The organism is Streptomyces sp. NPDC030814 (assembly GCF_055572155.1).
In genome coordinates this window covers 148,390-170,719 of record NZ_JBVIDX010000001.1, presented here as the reverse complement: position 1 = coordinate 170,719, position 22,330 = coordinate 148,390, and the positions used below count along the sequence as shown (strand labels likewise).

The window sequence follows — 22,330 nt, the reverse complement described above, 5'->3', positions numbered from 1 at the left end:
GCGCGGTGAACTCGGCGTCGAGCGCGGCGACCTCCTCCGTGATGTCCGACGACCGGCCCGTCCCGGCACAGCAGCAGCGGACCGAGCTGGCAGTCATCAATATGACGCCGCATGCAGAGGGAGAAGGAAAACCGCAGGTCAGCATAGGTTCACGACCGCTGAGAACGGCCACTCGGCCGCCCGCGGCGTCAAACAGAGCGTCACGGCCGGCCGGGGGGACGCCTCTGCTGAGCGACACCGGAGAGGTCTTCCAACAACACCTCAGCCACCAGTTCCTCGACCACGGCGGTACCGTGCTCCGCCATGGCTTCGGCCAGCTCGAGGTCCCAGGGCGCTTCGGTGATGCGCCCCGACTGAGGACCGCGTGGGTTGCGGGCGACCGCCGCACGATAGTCGGCTGCCGTCATGCGCCAGGGGCGCGCCGGCGTCTTGTCCAGGACGTACGCGGCGATGCGGATGCCTTCGCCGTCGAAGTCGCCGTGGTAGCGAAGAGCCGCGCCGTGGTCCGCGAGCATGCGCAGGAGCTGGATCGCGGCGCTGTTGGGCCAGCCGGACGTACAGACGAGCGGCGGGCAACGGGGGCCGAAGCGGCGCAGGGCCAGTGCCAGGATGCTGGGGTTCTCCACGACATGCACGGCGGGTACGGGGGTCTCGGGGAGGCTGAACCCGCCCGGGTACCGGACGTGGGCAAGGGTCAGACTGGCGGCCTGACCGGCCTGTGTGCACGCCGTGGCCACCCGGGCGAGCAGGCCGTCACCGGCCGGACGCAGTCCGCCGACGAGAACGGTGGCGGACAGCTCGTCGTCGGCGACTCCCGCGCGGGTCCACAGGGCACGCCGTTCCGCGGCGGACTGCGGAGGGGTGGTGTCGTACAACGTCGCCAGGGCGCGCAGGATGAGTGCGGACAGGGGTGTGCCGTCGTCGAGTGCGTGCGCCTGGCCGCTCAGGACCCGGGCGGCGAAGACGGGCAGGGGTTCTGCCCGGCCGGGCAGTTCGGCAAGCACCTTGAGCGCGTCGGTGAGCAGCGTACGGGTGTGTGCCGCGGAGCCGGCGACGACGCCGGCTGCCCGGCAGGAGGCTGCCCAGTCGGAGAGCACCGGCTGGGCCCTCACCGTCTCGTGCTCGGCCAGCCAGGCCCACAGCTCGGCCCGCTCGTCCTTCTGGCGGCGCCGCTCGCCGGCTCTGTCGCCGAGAGGGCCGGCGAGCTCGGTGACGACTTCTCGTACGGTGCGGCCGGTGAGTTCGGTGACGGCCTCTTCCAGGCGGGTCAGGAGGACGGAGGGACGTGCGTCCGGCAGGCGGTCGAGGCCGAGGAGGTCGGCGAGCGCCTCGCGCTGGGTGTCGTCGAGCGGTCCGAGGCGCACCCGTGTGACGGGGCGGCCGGAGGAGAGGCGGCTGTGGAGCGTGTCCCAGAGGGGGCGGAGTTCTGGGCGGCGCAGGGCGGCATCGCCCGGGGCCGGTTCCGTGGGGATCGTCGCTTCGGTGCTGGTCACACCGCCTCCAGGTCGCTGCCGTTCCAGACGAAGCGGGCGCTGGTGACCGCGTCGTCGTCCCCGCCGGTGAGGAGTTGGTGGACGGCGATGCCGGGCAGTTCGCCGTAGGTGCACCATTCGTGGTCGGAGGTGACCATGAGGTCCAGGTCGAGCGCGGTGAGCAGCGCGAAGACCTGTCCGCGGTTGACCGTGTCGACACCGACGAAGACCTCGTCGAGAAGGATCGGCCGGGGGGCCAGGGGCACGGCCTCGTAGTGGGCGGCCACGGCGGCGAAGAGGGGCAGGTGCAGTGCGATGGCCTTCTCCCCGCCGGAGAGCGCGCCGTGCAGCTTCTTGGTCAGCGGCTGCCAGCCGCTCCCGTTCGCCCGGTCGAGGCGGACGGTGAAGCGGTGCCAGGCGGTGTAGTCGAGCACCTCGCCGAGTTGTTCCTCCCAGCTCGCGGCCGTCTCGCTGCCCTTGGCCTCCTCGATGCGGGCGCGGAAGAAGAGGTGCAGGGCCTCCCGGTCGCTCTCGGTGACCCGGCCGGGGTCCTTGAGCAGCAGCTGGCGGGCGGTGCGGGTGCTGTCCGGAAGGTCCGGGCGGACGTCCCAGACGAGTTGGACGGCGACGTTGGAGGCGGTGCGGACCCGCTCCAGGTGCCGGTTCATACGGTCGACGAGTTCACCGGCCTGGCGGATGCGGGCCGCGAGATGGCGGCGGATGTCGCCGGTGAGGATCTGGTCGAACAGGCGCCGCTCGGCCGCCGTGATGTCGTCCCGGCTTCGGTCGCGCTCCTCGGTGAGCGTGCCGAGCAGGCCCGTCGCCCCCACTCGTACTCCGTCCAGGGTGGCGGTGAAGAGCTGGATGTCGTCGTCCGGTTCCAGGTCCAGGTCGGCCCGGGTGCCGAGGCGCTGGCGTGCCTCGTGGACCGCTTCGGACAGGCGGGTCGCGGCGTCGCCCAGGTTGCGTGGGGCGTGCGGGATGTCCGGCCACTTCGCCGCTGTGGCGCGGGCGGCCTCCAGGGTGGCCTTGGTGCCGTCCCCGGCGTCGAGTGCCGGTGTGATGCCGGCGTCCTCGGCCAGCCCGGCCAGGCACAGGTGCCGGAAACGATGCGCCGCGGCGTCCCGGGTCGCCACGGCCCGTTCCCGTCGTTCGGCGTCCTGGCCGCTGGTGGCCCGCAATTCTCCGACGTGTCCTTCCAGGCGCAGCAGGAGTTCGGCGGCCCGGCCGGCCTCCTCACGGCAGCGGCGCAACTCGGCGCGCGCCTCGGCGACGCGTGCGACGATCTGCCGGTAGTCCGCGCCGACGGTGGCTTCCACTGCTTCCAGGCGCGCTTTCAGCCCCGCTGCCTCCGCTTCGGCGGCGGCCGCTTCCTCGGCGCGTTCCTCGGCGGTCCGGCGCGATCGGTCTGCCTGCGCGGCCCGCTGGCGGGCCTGGTCCGCGACGGCGGTCGCGGCGAGCCGGGCGTCCACCCAGCTTTCGGCGGTGTGGCGGAACCTGTCGATGGCGTCGGAGAGCGCACGCAACCGGGCGCGGTCGGTGGGCAGCCCGTGTTCGGCGGCCTGGCGGTCGAGGGCGCGCAGCGCCGCCGCCACCTCCCTTTCGCACCGCGCCAGACGTCCGGCGACGTCACGCACGGCGTCGTCCCGAGCCGCCACGGTGTCCTCCGCCCGGTCCCGGTCACGCCGCCGGCCGTCGAGTTCCCCGTGGTCGGGGCGGGCGGCGCGGTCGTCGTCCAGCCGGGCGCGGCGAGCGGTGAGGCCCCGCAGCCGGTCGTCGTGTGCGGCGAGGGAGGCGTTCGTCGCGCCGATGCGGTCGGTCAGTTCGCCGATCATGCGCTGCCGGGCGCGCTGGCGTGCCGGGGCGCCGATGTGGCCCGGCTCCGGCTTGCTCCAGGTACCGGTGGCGAGCGCGAGTCGCCAGGCGCCGTCGGCGGAGACGGCCGCGGGATGCCTGCCCGGCAGCGTGGGTCCGTAGGCGATGCCGGCGAGGATGCGGGTCACGGTGTCGGCCGGGACGGGGATGTCCTCCTCGGGCCTCAGCACGTCCAGCAGGCTCGGCCCCGGGGCGGTCGCGGCCAGGGCGGCCTCGGCGCGGGTGTCGTGGCCCGGCAGCGTGAGTCCGTCGTAGGGACTGACCCAGGCGTCCAGGAGACCCGACGCCTCCAGTGCGGCCTCCACCGCGGACTGGACGGGGAGCGGGACACCTGCACGGAAGGCGACCAGTCGCCACAGAGGAGCTCCTGCCGTCGCCGTACGGACGGTGGTGCGGGTGGGCGGGGGCACAGGCAGCAGGTCGGTTTCACGGATCAGCCGTCGGAGCTTCTCCTCCAGTCGGCTCCGCTCGTCCCGCAGGCCCTGGCGTGCGGCTCGGATGGTGGCCTCCGCCTCGGCGATCTCCTGTTCCAGCGGGCGCGCGGCGGCTTCGGTCAGGGCCGTGACCTCGGCCTCCGCCGCCGCTGCGGCAGCGAGTGCGTCGAGGTCGGTGATACGCAGTTCCGTGCAGTCCTCGGCCCAGGCGAGCAGGCGTTCCACCTGTGCGGCAAGGGCGTCGTCCCAGGCGGCGGACGCCTCGTCCCGCCGGGCGATCGCCTCCGCGAGTCGGGTGCGGGCCTGATCCAGCAGTTCCTCGGCGGCGCCTCGGTCGCGTACGGCGCGATCATGCTCGTCGATCGCCTCGGTGACGAGGGTGACCTGTTGCCGTCGGGCGGTGTCCGCGCCGCGCAGCAGCCGACGGGCTTGTCGCGCGCCGTTCTCGCCTGTCGTGCGCGGGACGTCGGCATGGTCGCGTCCCGTGCCGTGCGGGAGGGCCACCGCGGGATGAGCGTCGAGGACCGTCCTCACCTCGTGGTGGATGGACTCCAGCCCTGCTGCCCGAGCCGCCCTGTGTGCCTCCCCGGCGGCTTCCCGCACGTACTCGCCGAGTGTCCGGGCCTGGTCCGCCGCCTCGTCGGCGAGCCGTTGGTCCTCCTCCGACCTGGCCTGAGCGGCCTGGGCAGCGGCTCGCTGCCTCTCGGCGGCGGCTGCCACGTCTTCGGTGCGGCGGCGAAGCCGGTCGAGTTCCTCGCCCTGCTGGTACGCGTCACTCTCGCGCAGGCCCTCGACGGTCTCCTCCAGGGCATGCGCGCGCAGCTCCTGTTCCTCGCGCCGGGCCTGGGCCGACTCGCGCTCCGCCAGCGCCTGTTCGAGTTTCTCGGCGCTCTGGCGGGCGACGCGGGTGAGATCGTCCATCTCGGTGGTGGCCGAGATCAGGGCGGCGGAACCGGCACGCAGGACCCGCCGCGCGTAGGCACGCTGCCGGGACGCCACGGTCTCGGCGGCCGTCACCTCGTCGTCGAGCCGCTTGAGGTGTTCGCGCTGCCGGTCGAGCCGCTCGAAGCCCTCGGCGAGTTCGGCGATCTCCCCCTCTCCCAGCGGAGGCAGGGCACGGGACAGCAGGGTGGAGAGCAGGGACGGGTCGAGCCGCTCCGACAGTTTGGGCTGACGCAGCTGGAGCAGCGCGGACAGCAACGACTCGTAACGCTGCTCCCCCATCCCCGCGAAGAGTTCACGCCGTACGGCCGTGCGGTAGTCGGTGGCCGAGACATGGACGTCGCCGCGGTCGCGCAGGGCTTCGGCGAGGGCGGCCCGGGTCAGTGGCTGACCTGCCTCGTTGACGAGGGGCACACCGCCGGGACGGGCGATTCCGGAGCCGGTGGTGAAGTAGTCGGCGTGTACCGCGCTGGTGTGCACGCTCGCCTGCAGGCGCGCCCCGCAGCCGAACCACCGCTCGGTGCCGTCGTCGTCGACGCGGCGGAACTCCATCCACACGTAGCCGACGCGGGTCTTGCCGGAAGCGCCCTCACCCAGCAGGTTCCAGTGCATGGTGCGTTCCGAACCACCGAACGTGGACAGGCGGTTGGGGCGGAGGCTGGCGTCGAAGAGGAACGGCAGCAGCAGTTCCAGGGCCTTGGACTTGCCCGACCCGTTCTGGCCGCGCAGCAGCAGGCGGCCCTGGTGGAAGGTGAACGTCTCGTCGTAGTAGCGCCAGACGTTCAGGATGCCGGCGCGGTGGGGCTGCCAGCGGCTGCCGGTGGCAGCCGCGGCTCGGGCAGCCCCTGCCACGGCCGGTCCGGTGGGCTCCGGCCGCCGCGGGTGAGGAAGCTCGGTCACGCTCACTGCTTGTCTCCTTCCGCGGCGACGCCCTCGGCAGCCGTGCCGACCGCCGCCTGGGGGGAGGTGGCGTCCCCTCCGGGTCCGGGCCTGTAGTCCCGGTCCGTACTCGTCGTCTCGGTCAGGCGGTAGCGGTAGGCGGCCGGGCACGCGACGACCCGCCCACCGGCCCGGCGGGCCAGGCCGACGTCACGCAGTACGCGGACGGCGTCGTCGGACAGCCGTGCCGCGCCGTCCTCGGACTGGTACGCCCTGGCCCACCGGGGGAAGCGGCGCAGCAGGTCCGCTCCGGCCTCGGTGAGTTGCTCGGGCAGCAGCCCGGCGGGCGCGGCGCACAGCGGCTCCAGGAGGAGCAGCGCGGCGACCCGGGCGGTGGACGTGTCGTCAGGGAAGCGGACGTCGGTGGCCAGCCCGTCCGGGTCCACGAGCAGGAAGCCCTCGGCTCGTTCCTCCAGCAGGAAACCGGCCTGCTCGACCGAGCGGCGCAGGATCTGCCGTCCGGTCAGGGAGGTGACGTATGCCAGCTCGTCATCGGTGAGGTCCGTCCGGTACAGCACGGGGTCGTCGAAGAGGCGGCGCAGCACCGAGTGGCGCAGCCTCAGGTTGCGTTGCGCGTCCGTGGCGGCCCGCTCGCCGTGCGCCTCGTCCGCCGTGCCGTCGGTGACCGCGCCGCCGTAACGCCGCTCGCGCACCAGACCGGTGAGGAGTTCCCCGAACCGCGCGGGCACCTCGTCCGGGGGTACGGCGAGCCGGGAGGCGCCGACGGGCGCGGCGGGCAGCCGCATCAGCAGCGTGGTGTCCACCCGGTAGAGCACCTTCGCCTGGGCTGACTCGACGTACGCCTCGGTGGTCCCGTCGACCGCGCGCAGCACGTCGTACGACTCCAGCAGCTTCAGGACGTCGACGAACGCCATCCGCTCCGGCTTGTGCACCGGGTCGAACGCGGCCAGCGCCCGGTCGGCCGACGTGGCCTGGACGACACGGTCGGCGAGCATGCCGATGGTCGTCATCGGCATGGACAGCAGCTCGGCGGCGGTCACGCACAGCAACACGTAACGCCGGCGGTCGAACGGGGCCCGGCCGGAACGGGCCCTGCGGGCCGGCCGGGAGCCGTCCGGGTCGGCGCGGACCTTGGTGAGGCGGGCGTAGCCGCGGCGCGGTTCCACCACCAGGCTCCAGCCGCAGGTGTAGTCGAACCACTGGGCCAGCGGCTCGCGACGGCGGCGTACCAGTTCGAAGCCGGCCGGGTCGGTGGCCTCGGTCAGCAGGGGCCGGGCCAGCAGGAGACGGATGGCACGGGCGACCTGCTCCCGTTCCGCGGCGGCGAGTTGGTTGGCGAGGGTGCTCATCCGGCTGCCTCCCGTCGGGCGGCTCCCAGCCGTGGGAGGGGGTTCACTCCGCCGGCCGTCGTGATGACCACCACGTAGTCCGGTCCGGCGAGTGTGCCCTTCGTCGTGCGCAGTACGGCGGTGCGCCCGTCGGGAGGCGGGGACAGCGCGATCTCCACCCGGCCGTCCCCCGTCGTGGCGCGCCGCGAGCCGGTCGTGTCCGGCGGGGCGGCCAGGGCCCGGCCCACCAGGTCGAGCAGCCGCTCGAAGACGGCGGTGTCCAGGGTGCCGAAGGAGGACAGGCGCACCGGGCCGTCCGTCTCCAACACCTGCCAGGCACGCGCGAGTTCAGCGCGCTCCGCGCGGGCCCGCTCCGCGCGCTCGGCCCTGACCGCCGTGACGTCCCGCACCCTGGCCGTGCGGGTGAAGCGCTCCGTCCGGCCGCTGGTCCGCAACAGCGCCGACACCGCCACGGGCGGGGCCTCGGACCAGGAACGGGACGACGGGATCAACTCCGGGTCCGGATGGGCGAGGTGGGCGTGGCGCGCCGGGTTGAGTCCGAAGGCGGCCGACCACAGCCGGTGCGCATCCTCCTCCGCGGGGGCCGCGGCGAACCAGCGCGCCAGCTCCCGGAAGTCCTGTACGGCGCTGGAGGAGCGGCGCCGCGACTCGTTGATCCGCTCCAGGACCTGCAGCAGCGAGACGATGGCGCGCCGGGCGATGTCGTGCAGCTGCTCGATCCGGGGTCGTGCCCCGTCGTCCGGCAGGAACCACGCCCGCAGGCCCGCCCAGCGCGCCCGCCTGCTCTCCAGCCAGCCGGCCGCGGGGTCCTCACCGGCGACCGGGGGCAGGTCGGCCCCGCGCAGGGCGCGCTCGCGCAGCATGGCGGTCCCCCGCTCCTCCACCCGGGCCACGGCGGCGGCGACCGCCTGTCCGCGGCGGTCGAGGTTGACCAGGAACTCCTGGAGGTACGCGACGGTGGCGGCCTTGACCTCGCGGAAGACCTCAAGGTCCGCGCCCTCGGCGCGCAGGAGGCGCTGCAGTTCGCCGTTGAACGCCTTGGTGTTCTCCACCAGGGCTTCCAGATGCGCCTCCAGCTCGCGCAGCGTGCTGAAGATGCGCCGGTCGGCGGAGGCGGGTTCGCCGGACAGCAGGCACAAGTCGTCCAGGCGGTCGGCGATGGCCTCCAGCACGGCCGTCTGCAGCGCCCCCGTGGAAGCCAGCACCTCCAGCGCGTGCCGCACTCCGGCGAGCGCCGCCTCACCCCGGCGGGTCAGCGAGTACTGGAGGTTGCGCCGCTCGTACTCCTCGGCCGTGCGGTAGTTCTCCGCGTGGTTGTGCACGACGTCGAGGAGTTCCCACTTCACGAGCCGGGCGAGCGCTTCGTGCAGTTCCCCGTCGTCGACGTTCGCCACCCAGCCCACCATGCGCAGTCGTTCGCGTACCGCGTCGGGCCCCAGGGTGGCTTCGAGGTGCTCTCCGGCCACGCCGAAGGCGTCCAGCACCGCCCCGTTCAGATCGGCCTTCTCTCCCGTCGTGAACCGGAACATCTCCGGTGGCACCCTGCGCACGACTGTCGTCCCTCCCCACCGCCCCGGCGGCATCGGCGATGTCCACCGTAGAGGGCGGCACCGACATCAGGGGCCGTGTCCCGGAAGAGGGGTGTGCGCCCCGCTCTGCCGGGGAATGGGCGGTGACCGGCCTCCCGCCGGTGCGGGCGGTGGTCCAGCGTGACCGTGGACACCGGTTCGGCCCGGTTGCGAGGCCCTTCGTGCACATCGCGCCCCTCGGGGCCGACGGCCCTTCCGAGCTGGGCGAAACACGAACTGCTCGGCCGGATCGGACAGGGCGGGACGGGCCAGGTGTACCTGGGCGAGTCGCCGGGCGGGGAACGGGCCGTCCAATTCACCAGGACACGGGCTTCGGCGGTGTACTGGTCCGGCGCAAACGGCCGCGCTGCACGCGCCTCGCCCGCAGGCTGGTCTCCCCCCGGATCGACGCATGGGGGGGACCCGTACGGCGGCCGGATCAACGACACGCTCACGCTGATCACCGCCGCACTCGCCGCCCACCCCGTACGGCACGGGCATGTCGCCGCACGAGACTTCCACGTCCGGCTCACACACGGCACCGCCACCGACCCCGTGCGCGTCGAGATCAGCGGCACCCGGACCGAACGCGTTCCCGGGCTCACCGACGCGGAACCGCCCGGCGACGCAAAGTCCGGCCGGGATCTGCTGATCGTCGCGGGGCCGGCGACCCGCTGGGCCGTCGCCCCGCGCCGGCGCGCCGGGCAAGACGGTCCGGGCGGAACTGCGCCTGGCGTGAGACGCACAGGACCCGGCCAACGGCAACCGTGTTCACGCCAACAGCCGGGCGGGCATGGCGCATTGGACCGCCCTTGTCAGTGGCGGACGCTAGTGTCGTTCGCCCGGCAAGGAGCCGGTGAACTCACGGGGAGCACAAGGACGCCATGCACGACGACCACAGCGGATACCGGATCTCCGTCGTCGACGAGGACCCGCTGCGCGCCCGCAAGGACGCACGCGAACTGCTCGCCGCCCTCGCCGAGGCGGACTCCACGGCCAGGCTGGACCTGCCCGACCCGGGCAGCCTGGCGGCGGTCGGCGACAAGGGCGGGCCGTCCGCCGAGACCGTCGGGTTGCTGCTGAGCGCCGGGTCGTTCGTCGCCGCGCTGGTGCAGGTGTGGCTGGCGCGGATCCCTCAGCGCACCCTCGTGGTCAAGCGGCCCGACGGGGCGGTCCTGCACATCACCGGCAAGGAGGCCCGCGAGGACGACACGCTGGTCGAGCGGTTCCTGGCGGACGGCGGCGACGGCACGACGGCGGGCTGAGCGGCGATGACCGACAACGACCGCCACGCGTTACTCGTCGGTGTCTCCGCGTACGACAGCGAGGCGTACCAGAACCTCCCGGCCGTGCGGGCCGATCTGCACTACATGCGGGCCGTGCTGGAGAACACCGAGATCGGCATGTACAACGAGTGCGCGGTGGCCGCCGAGCCGACGCGCGCGGAGATGCTGCACGCCGTCGAGACGTTCCTGGAGGCCCGGCAGCCCAGTGAGACCGCGCTGCTCTACTTCAGCGGGCACGGGGAGTACTGCGAGCAGGACGGCCAGCTGTACTTCCTGACCCGCGACACCGACCCCGCCGACCTGCCGGGTACGGCAGTGCCGGCGGAGTTCCTGGAGCGGATGCTCCAGTCCTGCCGGGCCGCCTCGAAACTGGTGCTGCTGGACTGCTGTTCCAGCGGTTCCGTCGTGCAGGGCTGGACCGCCAAGGGCCCGGCGGGGGAACCGGACCGGCCCGCGCCCAGCACCCTGCTGAAACCGACCGGCGTGTACTTCATCACCGCGTCCGACGCCCTCCAGGCGGCCTCGGCGATGGCACCGCAGGGGTCGGATCTCGGCACCTCCCGTTTCACCGGGGAGATCGTCGAGGGGCTGCGCAACGGCCGCATCAAGGACGGCGGCTGGATCACCCCGGACGACCTCTTCGACTACCTGACCGCCCAGATGACCCGCGACGGCGTCCCGGAGGAGCAGCGGCCCACCAAGTCCACGATCAGAGCCACCCGCAGCCTCCCCTTCGCCCGGTCGGTGGCCCGCCCCGTACGCCTTCCCGCGCTCCCCCACGACGCCACCGAAGCCGCCCGGCGCTCCACCGCGCTGCTGAAGGCCCGGGAACTGGCCGAGGCGGACGAACGGGACGGCGTCGACCCGCAGCGGCTGCTGCGGTACTACGCGGACTGCCTCACCGCGCAGGCGGCAGCCGGAATGCGGCCCGACCGGGACGCCGGCCGTAACACGAAGTACTTCCTGCTGGCCCAAGGCGAGGAGACCATCCAGTCGGGCCGCGGACCGCACATCGTCGCGCCCGGATCACTGCCCCGGCCGCAGAACGGGCGGGCCGGGTCGAACTCCGAGGCGGGGACGCGGCAGGAGTACTGGTACGGCTATCCGGCCATCACCCTCCCCTCTCGTGACGGGGGCCGGGGGCGGCGCGCGACGGTCGAGCTGGCGCCGCTGCTCATTCAGCAGATGGAGCTGGCGCCGGACGAGGACGGCCGGGACGTGCTGCGGCCCAGCGGCGTGCCGTCCCTGCACAGCGGCGTCGTCTCGGAACTCCTGGACGCGGGCGACGCCGCCGACCTGGTCGCCCGCTGGCAGCCGGCCTGGCAGGAGGGCAACGACGCCCAGATGCTCCGCGCCATAAGGGAGTTGCTGGACGAGCTGGGACTGACGGAACTCGAACCGCTGGACCCGTCGGCGCTCAGCGACCGCACCGTCATGCAGGCACTGCGGCCCGGCGCGCACAACGCGGCCGTGCTGCTGGTGCCGTCCGGTGCGGAGGCCATGGCCACCCAGGCGCTGGTGGACAACCTGCTGGAGATCTCCACGCGGACCGCGCAGATCAAGGGCACCGCCCTGGACGCACTGCTGAACGGCGGGGCCCGGCCGGCACCGGCCACGACGGCGGCCTCGGCGAACCCGGTGACACCCGTCGCTCCGGGGCCCTGCAACGAGAGCCAGGAACAGGTGATCGCCTCGGCGATGAGCCGGCCGCTGACGGTGGCGACCGGGCCGCCCGGCACGGGCAAGAGCGAGGTCGTCACAGCGGTCGTCACCACCTGCGTCGCCGCGGGAGAGTCGGTACTGGTCGCCTCCACGAACAACGAGGCCGTGAACGTCGTGGCCGAGCGCTGCGACGACATCGCACCCGGCCTGCTGATGCGGACGGGCAACGCAGAGGCGCTGGAGCGGGAGGCCGCCAAACTGGAACGGCTGCTCGCCGAACCGGTCGCGGCGCCGCGGCGCGGATCGGCCACCGTCGGCGGCGAACTGCGCAACACGCGGGGTACGGCCGACCGGCTGCGGGCGGAAGCGGCCAACCGTGTCGGTGAGGAGACCCGGCTGCTGGAACTGCTCGGCGACCGGGAGGAGCGGGCAGCAGAACTGGGGCTGGCCCTGCCCCTCCTCGCAAGGGTCTGGGCGGCGGACGCGGACGGCCCGGCAGCGCTGGGCCGGTGGGCGGACCGGGCAGGGAAGACGGCCGGGGCACGCTGGTGGCAGCTGGGCACATGGCGGCGTGCTCGTGCGCTCGCCGCACTGGTCTCGGCGGGCTCGGAGCAGCCCGAGGAGGCCGGACCCGCGTGGCCGGAGTGGGCGGCTGGACGACCGGTGCCCCCCGGGTTGCTGGAGTCCCTGGCCGCGCTCGTGACCGTGGAGCGGGAGGTGCGCGAGCTCGTCCTCAGACAGAGGGACTGGGACGAGGACGGGCTCAAGGCGTCCCGGTCGGCGACGGCGGAGGCGCTGTCCGGCCTGGCGGCGGAGCTGTCCCGCGCGCTGTCCGCCGAGGCCCTCGACCGGGCCACCGGACTCATGAACCAGCGGCTCCAGGCGCTGCGCCGCCGCTCCGGCTACCAGCGCAGCCAGAAGAACCTGATGACCCACATCAAGGGATGGGCCGTCAGCACCCACTCGGTGCGGCAGCTGGAACTCACCCCCAAGCTGTTCGATCTCGTCGTCATCGACGAGGCGAGCCAGTGCTCCATCCCGTCGGTACTGCCGCTGCTGTTCCGGGCCCGGCGGGCACTGATCATCGGTGATCCCATGCAGCTCGGACACATCCCCGGAGTGTCACCGCAGCAGGAGCGGCAGGCACGGACGCGAGCCGGGCTGAGCGCCGCGCAACTGGAACACCACCGCCTCGCCCACCACGTGTACTCCTCGTACCACGCGGCGGAGCAGCACGGCGACGGCGCACTGCTCCTCGACGAGCACTACCGCTGCCACCCGCGGATCGCGGACGTCGTCAACAGTCACTGCTACGGCGGCCGGTTGCGGGTGCTGACCGACGTACGGCGGCAGCTGCCGGGACACGACCCGGTGGGAGCGGCCGACCCGGCACCGGTGCTCGGCTGGGTCGACGTACGGTCCGGGGCATCGGCGCGCGGCGGCGACGGGCGGTCCTGGCGGAACGCGGCGGAGGCGGAGGCCGTCGGGCGCGTGGTCGACGGACTGCTGGCGGGACTTCCGCCGGACGCGACGGTGGGAGTGGTCACGCCGTTCCGCGCGCAGAAGGAGACGCTGGCCCGGATGTGGCGGGACGACGACCGGGTCCGGGTCGGCACCGTCCACACCTTCCAGGGCGGACAGCGTGACGTGATGGTGCTCAGCCCCGTGGCGGCGCACAACACACCGCCCCGGACCACGCACTGGGTCGCGAGCCAGGTCAACCTGTGGAACGTGGCGGTCACCCGGGCCAAGTCGCAATTGGTCACCGTGGGCTGCCACGCCTTCTGGCAGGAGCAGAGCGGGCTGCCGGCCCTCCTCGCCGCGCGCTCGGCACCGCTGGGAGCGGGCGACGGCGGCACAGCGGCCGGGGCCGGCATGACCGGCCCGGTGAGCGAGGCGCGCGAAGACCTCGCCGACCGCCTGCAGCGGTATCTGACCGGACGGGGCATCACCGACCTGGAGCGGGCCGTGCCGGTGGGCGGACACCCGGTCGACCTGCTGTTCACCGACGCCGGCCAGAACACGGCGGTGCTGATCGACCCGGGCCCGAGGCCCGGCGAAGATCCCGCGCGGCACCTTCGGCTCACCCACGCTCGCGGCGACCTGCTCACCGGACTGCCCTCCGGGGGCAACGGGGCCAAGCCCGGCCCGGTGAGCCGGACGGTGCGGGTGCCCGCCTGGCGGATCCTCGAGGGCGAGACCGCGCTGGCACCGCTGTTCGACTGAACCCCGGGAAGGCGGCCGGGGTCGGGCGGTCCGGCCCCGGCGACCCGCTCAGCCCCCGGGCAGGCTCCGCACGACCTGGGTCATGTGCTGGAGGTTGCCCGCCCGCTGCCTCTCCGTGGGCCCGCCCACCCTCTCGCTGACCGAGAGCGGGCCGTTCGCGCAGTCGCTGAGCCATTCCTCGCCCTGTCCGGCCCGCCTCCCCGGAACTCGGGCAGCTCGGTATTCCGGCGGGCCGCGGCGCGGTTGACGGCGATCCGGTCGGGCCCCGGGGCAACGTCCTGACGACGAGGTACGCCCTGTCGGTGGTGTAGCGGAGCACACCCCAGGGCGGGTCGCCCTTCCCCCGGGTGCCGGGGCCTGCGCGAGGGCACTCGCAGGCTGCACCCCTTAGTCACCGTAACCGCGCAGCGGAGCATAGGCCCCTGCCCGTGGCAAGCACCTCGTGCCAAATGCGCCGCTCCGCCCCCGATTCCTCACCCGCCCCCTCCTCCAGCACATCGGCGCTGACCCGGGGAAAGCGTCCCCCGAGCGGAGAGGCGCTCCGCCAGACCACCAACGGCATCAGCGCGTCGACGGCCCGCAGCGCCTCCTTGCCCGCGTCGGGCCGGTCGTCGAGGACCACGCCCATGTCGAGCAGCAGATCAACGGGCATTTCCGGACCGGTCCCGGCCGGCAGGCCGCGTACGTCCTCCGCGAGGCGACCGTCCCACTCCCCCGTGACCCGAACCCGGACGCCCAGTCCGCGCAGGCAGCGCCGGGCCGTCTCCACGGCCGCCCCCTGCTGCGCCCGGGTCCTCCCCTCCCGGGCCCGGTGACCGGCCGCAGCCGCCCCAGCTCGCAGTACACGGACAGCGCTTCGGCGAGGGCGGCGGTCTGGGCATCCTCGCCGAAGGGAGCGTCGATCCATCCTCCGTGACGGCTCACGGCACTCACCGGATCGACGTACTCGCCGACCACCGTGGCCAGCCTCTCCGGTGCCACCCCGGGCAACGGCGGGAGGTTCCACAGCGGCCTGGTCGTGGCCCGGACGTCCGGCCAAAGGCCCCGGAAGGTCCCGGCCGCGTGCGGCTTCGTCGGCAGAACGGGAACGTAGAGCGGCCCGGACATCGCGGCTCCCCCTCGTGCTCGGCACGGCCCATGCCGGCGGAGAAGGCTGCGGGCGGCGTACGCCGACGGGGTGTCGATGTACGCCGCCCTGGGACGGGACGAGCTGCGGGCCGCGGCCCTCAAGCTGCTGACCGGTCTTTCTCCCGCTACTTCGGCTCGCGCTTGAACAGCGACTTGGACCAGATGTATCCGAGCAACGCCAGCGCCACGCACCAGGCCACGGCCAGCCATCCGTTGTGGCCGATCTCGGTGCCGAGCAGCAGGCCGCGCAGGGTCTCGATGGCCGGGGTGAACGGCTGGTACTCGGCGATCGGCTGGAACCAGCCCGGCATCGCGTCCACCGGTACGAAGGCGCTGGAGATGAGCGGCAGGACCATCAGCGGCAGCGCGTTGTTGCTGGCCCCCTCGGGGTTCGGGCTGACCAGGCCCATCCCGACCGCGATCCACGTGAGCGCCAGGGAGACGAGTGTCAGCAGCCCGACCGCCAGGATCCACTCCAGGGCGGTGGCATCCGTGGAGCGGAAGCCGATGGCCACGGCGACGGCACCCACGAGGACCACGCTCATCAGGCACTGCAACACACTGCCGATGACGTGACCGATGAGCACCGCCCCGCGGTGAACGGCCATCGTGCGGAAGCGAGCGATGATGCCCTCGGTCATGTCCATGGCCACGGACACGGCCGTCCCGATCGTGGTGCCGCCAATGGTCAACAGCAGGATCCCCGGGAGAATGTAGGAGAGGTATTCGGAGCGGTCCGCCCCACCGCCGTTGAGGCCGGCGCCCATCACATCGCCGAAGATGTAGACGAAGAGCAGCAGCAGGACGACCGGCGACAGCAGCAGGTTCAACGTGAGCGACGGGTAGCGGCGCACATGCAGCAGATTGCGGCGCAGCATCGTGGACGAGTCGTGCGCGGCGAGGTGCAGGGAGCTCATCGGGCCGCCTCCTTGGACGGGTTCGGCTGGTTGGTGCTGCTGGTCAGGGCGAAGAAGACGTCGTCGAGGTCGGGGGTGTGCACGGTCAGTTCGTCCGCCTCGACGCCAGCCGCGTCCAGCCAGTCGAGGATGGAGCGCAGTTCTCGCTGACTGCCGTCGCTGGGGATCTGCAGGGCAAGGGAATCGTCATCCCGGGTGGTCTCGCGCAGGACGGAGGCGGCGCTCCGGTACGCGGCCGGGTCCGTGAAGCGGAGCCGTACGTGCCCGCCGGGGATCATCCGTTTCAGCTCGTCGGTGGTGCCCTCGGCCGCGATCTTGCCGTCGTTCAGCACCGCGATGCGGTCGGCGAGTTCGTCGGCTTCCTCCAGGTACTGGGTGGTGAGGAAGACGGTGACGCCGTCGGAGACGAGCTCGCGGATGATTCCCCACATGGTGTGCCGGGATCGCGGGTCGAGGCCGGTGGTCGGCTCGTCGAGGAAGATGATCCGCGGTCCGCCGACCAGGGTCATGGCGATGTCGAGGCGGCGCTTCATACCGCCGGAGTAGGTGGAGGCGGGCTTCTTCGCGGCCTCGGTGAGGTCGAAGCGCTCCAGCAGTTCGGCGGTGACCTGCCGTCCCTCGCTCTTGGACAAGTGGTGCAGGTCCGCCATGAGGAGCATGTTCTCCTCGCCGGTGATCAGCCCGTCGACGGCTGAGAACTGGCCGGTGACGCCGATCGCGGCCCGCACTCCTTCCGGTGACGCGGCGATGTCGTGGCCCGCGACCTGGACCTGCCCGCCGTCGGCGCTGATGAGCGTGGAAAGGATCTTCACCGCGGTGGTCTTGCCGGCGCCGTTGGGCCCGAGAAGCGCGAACACGGACCCGGCCGGAATGCGCAGATCGATGCCGTCGAGGACGGTCTTGTCGCCGTACGACTTGCGCAGACCGACGGCGGAGACGGCGGCGGGCGACTGTTGACCAACAGCCCGCCTGGACGTGAGCATGTCAGATGAAGGCATGGAGCCCTCCCGTTCGAAGGCTGAGTGAGGGGGGGTGGGCCAGGGGGGTGTTGTGAAAGTCCAGTGCGGTGCCCGCGATGTCCGGTGCGTGGCCTCGGCGTGCCGGGCGAAGGCCCTCGTAGGGGCGCCACGTGGGTCTTTGGCCGGTGCGGCGAGGGTGCGTGCCGGGCGCCGCAGGTGCTGTGCGGGACTTTCACAACACCCCTAGTGGGAGGGGCGGGCGCTAGGCCCGGGCCCGGCGGATGTCGATGTTGCCGTAGCGGGTACGGGCGCGGATCTTGACGGTGTCCTCGGTCACCTCCGGGGGCTCGGAGGCGGTGAGCGCGTTGCGCACCTGGCCAGAGCCAGAGTGGACGTCGAGCCAGGCGGCGGTGCCCTCGCGGACGCCAACGTCGATGGCGCCGTAGCTGGTCTCCAACTGGACCGTGCCGCGAGCCACTTCGTCGACGCGCAGAGTGCCATGGGCGGTGGTCGCACTGACCGAGTCCTCGGCTCGCCGGATCTCGATGTCGCCGTTGGCGCCGCTCACTCGCAGCTCGCCGGTCGCGGCGTGGATGGTCGTGGCGCCGTGCGAGTTCTTCAGGACGGCGGGGCCGTCAACGAGGCCGACGCGCACGCTGCCGGAGCTGGTGGTGATCTCGGCCATGCCTTCGACCCGGTCCACGGTGATCGAGCCGTGCGACGCTGTCAGCTGCAGCGGGCCGGTGGTGTCGAAGCGCGCGTCGCCGGAGGAGGTCTTCACACGGACCTCGCCGAGCTGTCCCTCGCCGAGCACCTGGGCCCAGGCGCCGGTCATGTCGATGTGTGAGCCGGCGGGCAGTTCGACCGTCACGTCGACGGTACCGGTGCGGCCGAGGCCGAAGTAATTGGACTTGGGCGTCGTGACGGTCAGCGCGCCGCTCGCGTACCTGACCTCGGTCTGCTCGGCCGCCCTCGTGTCCAGGTCCTTCTTCGGGTTGCGGGGCCGCACCTCGACGACCGTGTCGACGCGGTCGCCCGCGATGAACTGGATGGAACCGGCCTCCACGCGCGCCGTGACCGAAATCGCTTCGGGAGTGTCGAAAGATGGCATGGCTGTCCCGTCCTCTTGAGTCTCTGGGGCGTCCCCGCTGGCGGGACGTGGTGTGGGTGAAGTGGTACGGGCGGGACGCGGCTAGCGCACCCAGCCCGTGAAGCTCTGTCCGACGCTCTGGGACTTCTCCGGCGCACGCGGCCGAGTGCCGCCGTCGACCGCGGCCGACACGGCGCGCACCAGCCACGCGTTGACCGACAGCCCCTCGTGGGCCGCGGCCTCCTCGGCGCGCGCCTTGAGGTGGGCCGGCAGCCGCAGGTTGACGCGGGCGGTGCCACCCTCGTCGCCGTCGGCGGGCGCCTGCGCCCTGACATGTTCGACGGGCACGGCGGCCGCTTCCATGGGCCCGCCGCCGGTGGGCGGCAGCGTCACCACGAAGTCGGGGTCGAGCCCGCGCAGCCGTACGTCGACCGAGCCGGGGGCGAGTTCACGGGTGACCTCGTCCATCGCGGCGGAGAGGACATTGAGCATGGTCAGCCGGGTCGCCGACTCCAGGGGAGCGATGAGCCGCTCGGCCAGCTCGCGGGCTTCTTCGCCGCCGGCTTCGGCGGCCACCGCGAGTTCGCGGCGGAGGGTGTCGACATACGGCGTGAGGTCCATGACGCCATCATGGCACCATCATGACGCCACACGCAACCCTCGATGGCGTCGCGCAATGGTCCAGCCCCGGGGAGCCGAAGAAACGCCCCCTTGAGCTGCGGAAACATGGAAGAGTTGACCTACATCACTATGGCGCCACACTCACCCGCACGCCCTCCGCGAGCGCCGCATGGCGCCGCATGGCACTAAGTGGCACCAGTCGGCGCCATGTAGCCGAAAACTGAGATCGCCCCAGGTCACGACCGCCAGAGGGTGGCCGTGGCCGCCAGATCCGGCAGGTCCGGCTCCTGCTGACGCTGCGGTGCCGTCGGCACGCTGAGCACCATCGTGAGGCCGCCGCCGGGCGTGCCCTCGGCGCTCAGGGTGCCGACGATGACCTCGGCGAAGCCTCGGGCGACAGCAAGGCAGAGGCGACGCCGGCACCGCGGGGCACGTCGCCGTACCGCTGGAAGGGCTCGACGATGCGGTCCCTGGCTCCTTGGGGACGCCTGGCGGCCCTCGGTCGACGACCCGCACCTCGACCCCGTCTGCGATCGCCTCGCGGCCACCAGGACCTTGTCGCCGGGCGGCCTGCACTTGATGGCGTGGGAGGGCTTCCCACAGGGAGCAGCTGACCGCCCGTCACCTGCAAGAACAGCGGCCCGACACCCAATCAGAACGTGCGTCAGACGCGCGTCGAACATGCGCCGCAAGCGTCAAACACGCGTCAGGACAAGCCCGTAAACGCTCACAACACACATAACACACGTCACCCGAACCCGCAGGTCAGGATCCCTTTGCCGCAGGTTCCAGAATCGCCACGCACTCCACATGATGCGTCATCGGAAAGATGTCGGCCTGAGCGCCTCGCAGAAAAGGCCAGGTCAGAGGCGCTTGCTCGGCTCGCCACCCTGCGTGCGGGCGCCCAGAGCGTCAAACGAGCGTCACAGCTGTCGGCCCGTCCCACCTACTCGGGGCAGCCGAGCTGCCACGACCAGCTCCCCCTGCAAGCCTCCGCCCCGCTCACTCCAGCCGCCGGCTCGCTCATCATGCCCCGCGCCGCTTCCCCGGACGCCATAATGGGCTCATGGCCTCCAGCTCACAGCATCGCGCACCCGCACCGAGAGAACTCTCGGGCGCGGATGCCGAGGACCTCGCGCTGTATCGGGAGAAGTTTCGCCGCCGCCTGCCGGAGTCGCTGGACGAGCTGCGCGGGCCGACCCACGGTGTCGTGGAGCTGCCGCTGCACATGGCCTGGTCCGGGATGACCTCATACGACCTGGGCAAGCCGCGTCAGCGTATGGGCCTGTACCGGACCGTCCTGCACGAGGGCCTGCACGGTGACCTGCCCCGCTACCTCAACCGGGACCTGCTTCTCCAGCTGTGGCCGGTGCTGCGCACCCTCGTCGGCCGCAGCGTGCGCGCCGTATGGGAAGACGCCTTCCCCCAGCTCGCCTCCCGCACCCGGGCTGCCGCGTGACGGACATGCCGGAGCTGCACACGCGGCTCCTGGCGGATGTGATCGCACTCGGTTCCCCGTATCCACTGGTACTCACCGGTGGATACGCCGTGCGGGCACACCGCCTCGTGAACCGCCCCAGCCAGGACCTCGATGTCGCCACCGAGAACCCGGCGCCCATGGCCGACATCGCCGCCACACTCCGCACCGGCCTCGAAACCCGCGGCTGGAAAGTGCACGCGCTGGAGACTGCCCCGCTGTCCGCCCGCTTCACCGTGGCCGACCCGGCCACCGGGCAGGAATGCGAAGTCGACATCCTCAAGGAGATCTTCTGGCGGCCGGTCACCCAGAGCCCGTACGGGCCCGTCCTCGCAGAGGAGGACGTGATCGGGACCAAGGTCCGCGCCCTCGCCGACCGCGGAGCGCCCCGCGACCTGATCGACGTGTTCGCAGCCTCCCGCCGCTGGACCAATGCCGAGCTCGAGGAGTTCGGCCGCCGCCACGCCCGCGGCCGCTTCGAGCGCGAGGATCTGCAGTCGAACCTCACGGGCGCCGAGTGGACCGACGACGAAGCCTTCGCCGCCTATGGGCTCGATGACGCCACCATCACCGCTCTCCGCTCCTGGGCCGTGGAGTGGGCCGACGACCTCGCGACCCGTCTCCTCGAAGAGTCCGATGATCCGCACATCGACTGATCGCCGTATAGCTCAAGTCCATAGAACAGACCTAACGCGCTACTCGACGGGCTGAGCCCGAAAAGTCGATTGGCCCGCGCCATCCGGTCCTAGCACGACCACCTCACACTCCGTCAGGAACAGCGTCGAACGAGCGTCAAGACATTTCTTGAACCCGTCCCTGACGGAGTTGAGCAGAGCGTTCCGGACTCACGCTCCCGTTGTGAAACCGCAGGTGAGCCACGCGGCGACCACCTACAACAGGCTCCACGCGGTGAACTTCGGGAAACAGGTCGAGCACCGCCGAGCACACCTGAAGAACCCGATAAAACCGCAGGTCAGAGCCCCTTTTGGGCAGGCTCAAGAATCGCCACGCACTCCACGTGCGACGTCATCGGGAACAGATCGAACGCCCGCAGCATCCGCACCCGGTATCCGCCCTCCCGGAAGTACCCGAGGTCGCGGGCCAGCGCGGCCGGGTCGCAGGCGACGTACGCGATGCGGCGCGCGCCCAGCGTCGACAGGTGTTCCACCGTCTTGCGGCCGGCGCCCGCGCGGGGCGGGTCCAGGACGACGAGGTCGACCTCGGTGATCCCGGTGCGCGGCAGCACCGCCTCGACCCTGCCCTGTTCGATGCGTACGCGGTCGAAGTCGGCGAGGTTGTGCCGCGCGTCCTCGACCGCCCGCTTGCCGGACTCGATGCCGAGGACGGCCCCCTTCTCACCTACGCGGTCGGCGAGGGCGCCCGCGAAGAGCCCCACTCCGCAGTACAGGTCGAGCGCCGTGTCCCCCTTGCGGGGCAGCAGGCCCTGCATGACGGCCTTGACCAGGGTGTCCGCCGCCTTGGGGTGGACCTGCCAGAAACCACCGCTGCCGACCCGGTACGTGCGGTCGTCGGCGCGCTCGCGGACGAAGGGGCGCCCGTGGACGCGGTGCACGCCCCGGTCCTTCTCCCCGACCCGCATCACCGACACCGGCTTGTCGAGCTCCACGATCGGCAGGCGCGCCCCCGGCTTCGGCGTGAGGATCACCTGGCGGTCCTGAGAACCCGTCGCCGCGATCGCGTCGACCGACTCCATGCCGGTCCAGTCCCGCTTCTCGATGCCCAGCTCGCTCACGCCCGGCGCCGCGATCATGCAGTGGTCGATCGGCTCGACCTCGTGGGAGCGGTGGCGGCGCAGACCCGCGCGCCCCGACGCGTCCACCGCGTACTGCACGCGCGTACGCCAGGCCGGGACCTCGCCCGCCGGGACCTTGTCGCCCTCGGCCGGCATCACCGTGCCGTCCCAGCCCACTTCCTCGGGCGTGAGGCCCGCGAGCCGCCGCAGCTGCTCGGCGATGACCTCGCCCTTGAAGCGTCGCTGGGCGCCCGGCTTGACGTGCTGCCAGTCGCAGCCGCCGCACCGGCCGGGACCGGCGTAGGGGCAGGGGGCCTCGATGCGGTCCTTGGCCGCGTCGAGCACCTCGACCGCGTCGGCCCGCAGGAAGCGTGCGCCCTCCTCGCCCTCGGTCACACGGGCCACGACCCGCTCCCCGGGCAGCGTGTGCCGTACGAAGAGGACCTGGCCCTCCGACGTGCGGGCGATGCAGTGGCCGCCATGGGCGACGGGGCCCACCTCGACCTCGTACTCCTCCCCCACCAGCGATTTCTTCGGTTCTGCCTGCATGGCGGGGTGACTCCAGGAGAGAGGGAAAGGACAACGGCCGGACAACAGCCCACCAGTCTACGTGGGTGCCGTCCGGCCGCCGACCACAGGAGCGGCGCCCACCTCGCGGACGCCGCCCCGAC

General features: G+C 72.3%; 14 protein-coding genes and 1 pseudogene. 4 read left to right on the top strand and 11 right to left on the bottom strand.

What is annotated here, in order from left to right; all coding sequences use genetic code 11:
* Positions 1-200 precede the first annotated feature (200 nt).
* Genes ACZ43N_RS00675 through ACZ43N_RS00660 form a run of 4 tightly spaced genes read right to left on the bottom strand, consistent with a single transcriptional unit; the run spans position 201 to position 8,522 of the window.
* Positions 201-1,493: a TIGR02679 family protein gene (locus ACZ43N_RS00675; RefSeq protein WP_468094153.1), complete on the bottom strand. Its 1,293-nt coding sequence runs from the start codon at positions 1,491-1,493 to the stop codon at positions 201-203.
* Positions 1,490-5,629 carry a TIGR02680 family protein gene (locus tag ACZ43N_RS00670; RefSeq protein ID WP_468094152.1) on the bottom strand — a complete coding sequence of 1,380 codons (4,140 nt, stop codon included), beginning with the start codon at positions 5,627-5,629 and terminating at the stop codon, positions 1,490-1,492. The genes ACZ43N_RS00675 and ACZ43N_RS00670 overlap by 4 nt, the downstream gene beginning before the upstream one ends.
* Entirely contained in the window at positions 5,626-6,972 is a 1,347-nt protein-coding gene (locus tag ACZ43N_RS00665; protein ID WP_468094151.1) for a TIGR02678 family protein, read from the bottom strand. Before ACZ43N_RS00665 ends, ACZ43N_RS00670 begins: the two co-directional genes overlap by 4 nt.
* On the bottom strand, positions 6,969-8,522 hold the full coding sequence (locus ACZ43N_RS00660; protein WP_468094150.1) for a TIGR02677 family protein: 1,554 nt from the start codon (positions 8,520-8,522) through the stop codon (positions 6,969-6,971). Before ACZ43N_RS00660 ends, ACZ43N_RS00665 begins: the two co-directional genes overlap by 4 nt.
* A gap of 902 nt (positions 8,523-9,424) precedes the next feature.
* On the opposite strand from ACZ43N_RS00660, the gene ACZ43N_RS00655 reads away from it, so the two are divergent.
* Positions 9,425-9,805 (top strand): effector-associated constant component EACC1, encoded by a 381-nt coding sequence (locus ACZ43N_RS00655; RefSeq protein ID WP_468094149.1) that lies wholly within the window; start codon positions 9,425-9,427, stop codon positions 9,803-9,805.
* Between the two features lie 6 nt (positions 9,806-9,811).
* Positions 9,812-13,714: a caspase, EACC1-associated type gene (locus ACZ43N_RS00650; protein ID WP_468094148.1), complete on the top strand. Its 3,903-nt coding sequence runs from the start codon at positions 9,812-9,814 to the stop codon at positions 13,712-13,714.
* Positions 13,715-14,105: 391 nt separating this feature from the next.
* Here ACZ43N_RS00650 and ACZ43N_RS00645 read toward each other — a convergent pair whose 3' ends face one another.
* The 6 genes and pseudogenes from ACZ43N_RS00645 to ACZ43N_RS00620 form a co-directional block, all read right to left on the bottom strand.
* Positions 14,106-14,483 (bottom strand): beta family protein, encoded by a 378-nt coding sequence (locus tag ACZ43N_RS00645; protein WP_468094147.1) that lies wholly within the window; start codon positions 14,481-14,483, stop codon positions 14,106-14,108.
* A gap of 484 nt (positions 14,484-14,967) precedes the next feature.
* Entirely contained in the window at positions 14,968-15,759 is a 792-nt protein-coding gene (locus ACZ43N_RS00640; RefSeq protein WP_468094146.1) for an ABC transporter permease, read from the bottom strand.
* Positions 15,756-16,757 carry an ATP-binding cassette domain-containing protein gene (locus tag ACZ43N_RS00635; RefSeq protein WP_468094145.1) on the bottom strand — a complete coding sequence of 334 codons (1,002 nt, stop codon included), beginning with the start codon at positions 16,755-16,757 and terminating at the stop codon, positions 15,756-15,758. Before ACZ43N_RS00635 ends, ACZ43N_RS00640 begins: the two co-directional genes overlap by 4 nt.
* Positions 16,758-16,980: 223 nt before the next feature.
* On the bottom strand, positions 16,981-17,829 hold the full coding sequence (locus ACZ43N_RS00630) for a DUF4097 family beta strand repeat-containing protein (RefSeq protein ID WP_468094144.1): 849 nt from the start codon (positions 17,827-17,829) through the stop codon (positions 16,981-16,983).
* An 81-nt stretch (positions 17,830-17,910) separates the two neighbouring features.
* Positions 17,911-18,429, bottom strand: a complete 519-nt coding sequence (locus ACZ43N_RS00625; protein WP_468094143.1) for a toxin-antitoxin system HicB family antitoxin — start codon at positions 18,427-18,429, stop codon at positions 17,911-17,913.
* Positions 18,430-18,665: 236 nt separating this feature from the next.
* A pseudogene (locus ACZ43N_RS00620) lies at positions 18,666-19,016 on the bottom strand (sensor histidine kinase); the annotation flags it as partial.
* 479 nt (positions 19,017-19,495) lie between these two features.
* On the opposite strand from ACZ43N_RS00620, the gene ACZ43N_RS00615 reads away from it, so the two are divergent.
* Both ACZ43N_RS00615 and ACZ43N_RS00610 read left to right on the top strand, forming a co-directional pair.
* A complete protein-coding gene (locus tag ACZ43N_RS00615) occupies positions 19,496-19,888 on the top strand; it encodes a hypothetical protein (protein ID WP_468094142.1) in 393 nt (130 codons plus the stop codon).
* Between the two features lie 5 nt (positions 19,889-19,893).
* Positions 19,894-20,562 carry a nucleotidyl transferase AbiEii/AbiGii toxin family protein gene (locus ACZ43N_RS00610; RefSeq protein WP_468094141.1) on the top strand — a complete coding sequence of 223 codons (669 nt, stop codon included), beginning with the start codon at positions 19,894-19,896 and terminating at the stop codon, positions 20,560-20,562.
* Between the two features lie 317 nt (positions 20,563-20,879).
* Here the strand turns inward: ACZ43N_RS00610 and ACZ43N_RS00605 are convergent, their stop codons facing one another.
* Entirely contained in the window at positions 20,880-22,208 is a 1,329-nt protein-coding gene (locus ACZ43N_RS00605) for a class I SAM-dependent RNA methyltransferase (RefSeq protein ID WP_468094140.1), read from the bottom strand.
* Positions 22,209-22,330 lie beyond the last annotated feature (122 nt).

Coding starts and splice junctions, on each gene's coding strand:
- ACZ43N_RS00665 (WP_468094151.1), bottom strand. CDS start 6,972: ATGAGCACCCTCGCCAACCAACTCGCCGCCGCGGAACGGGAGCAGGTC.
- ACZ43N_RS00655 (WP_468094149.1), top strand. CDS start 9,425: ATGCACGACGACCACAGCGGATACCGGATCTCCGTCGTCGACGAGGAC.
- ACZ43N_RS00650 (WP_468094148.1), top strand. CDS start 9,812: ATGACCGACAACGACCGCCACGCGTTACTCGTCGGTGTCTCCGCGTAC.
- ACZ43N_RS00640 (WP_468094146.1), bottom strand. CDS start 15,759: ATGAGCTCCCTGCACCTCGCCGCGCACGACTCGTCCACGATGCTGCGC.
- ACZ43N_RS00635 (WP_468094145.1), bottom strand. CDS start 16,757: ATGCCTTCATCTGACATGCTCACGTCCAGGCGGGCTGTTGGTCAACAG.
- ACZ43N_RS00630 (WP_468094144.1), bottom strand. CDS start 17,829: ATGCCATCTTTCGACACTCCCGAAGCGATTTCGGTCACGGCGCGCGTG.
- ACZ43N_RS00625 (WP_468094143.1), bottom strand. CDS start 18,429: ATGGACCTCACGCCGTATGTCGACACCCTCCGCCGCGAACTCGCGGTG.
- ACZ43N_RS00615 (WP_468094142.1), top strand. CDS start 19,496: ATGGCCTCCAGCTCACAGCATCGCGCACCCGCACCGAGAGAACTCTCG.
- ACZ43N_RS00610 (WP_468094141.1), top strand. CDS start 19,894: ATGCCGGAGCTGCACACGCGGCTCCTGGCGGATGTGATCGCACTCGGT.
- ACZ43N_RS00605 (WP_468094140.1), bottom strand. CDS start 22,208: ATGCAGGCAGAACCGAAGAAATCGCTGGTGGGGGAGGAGTACGAGGTC.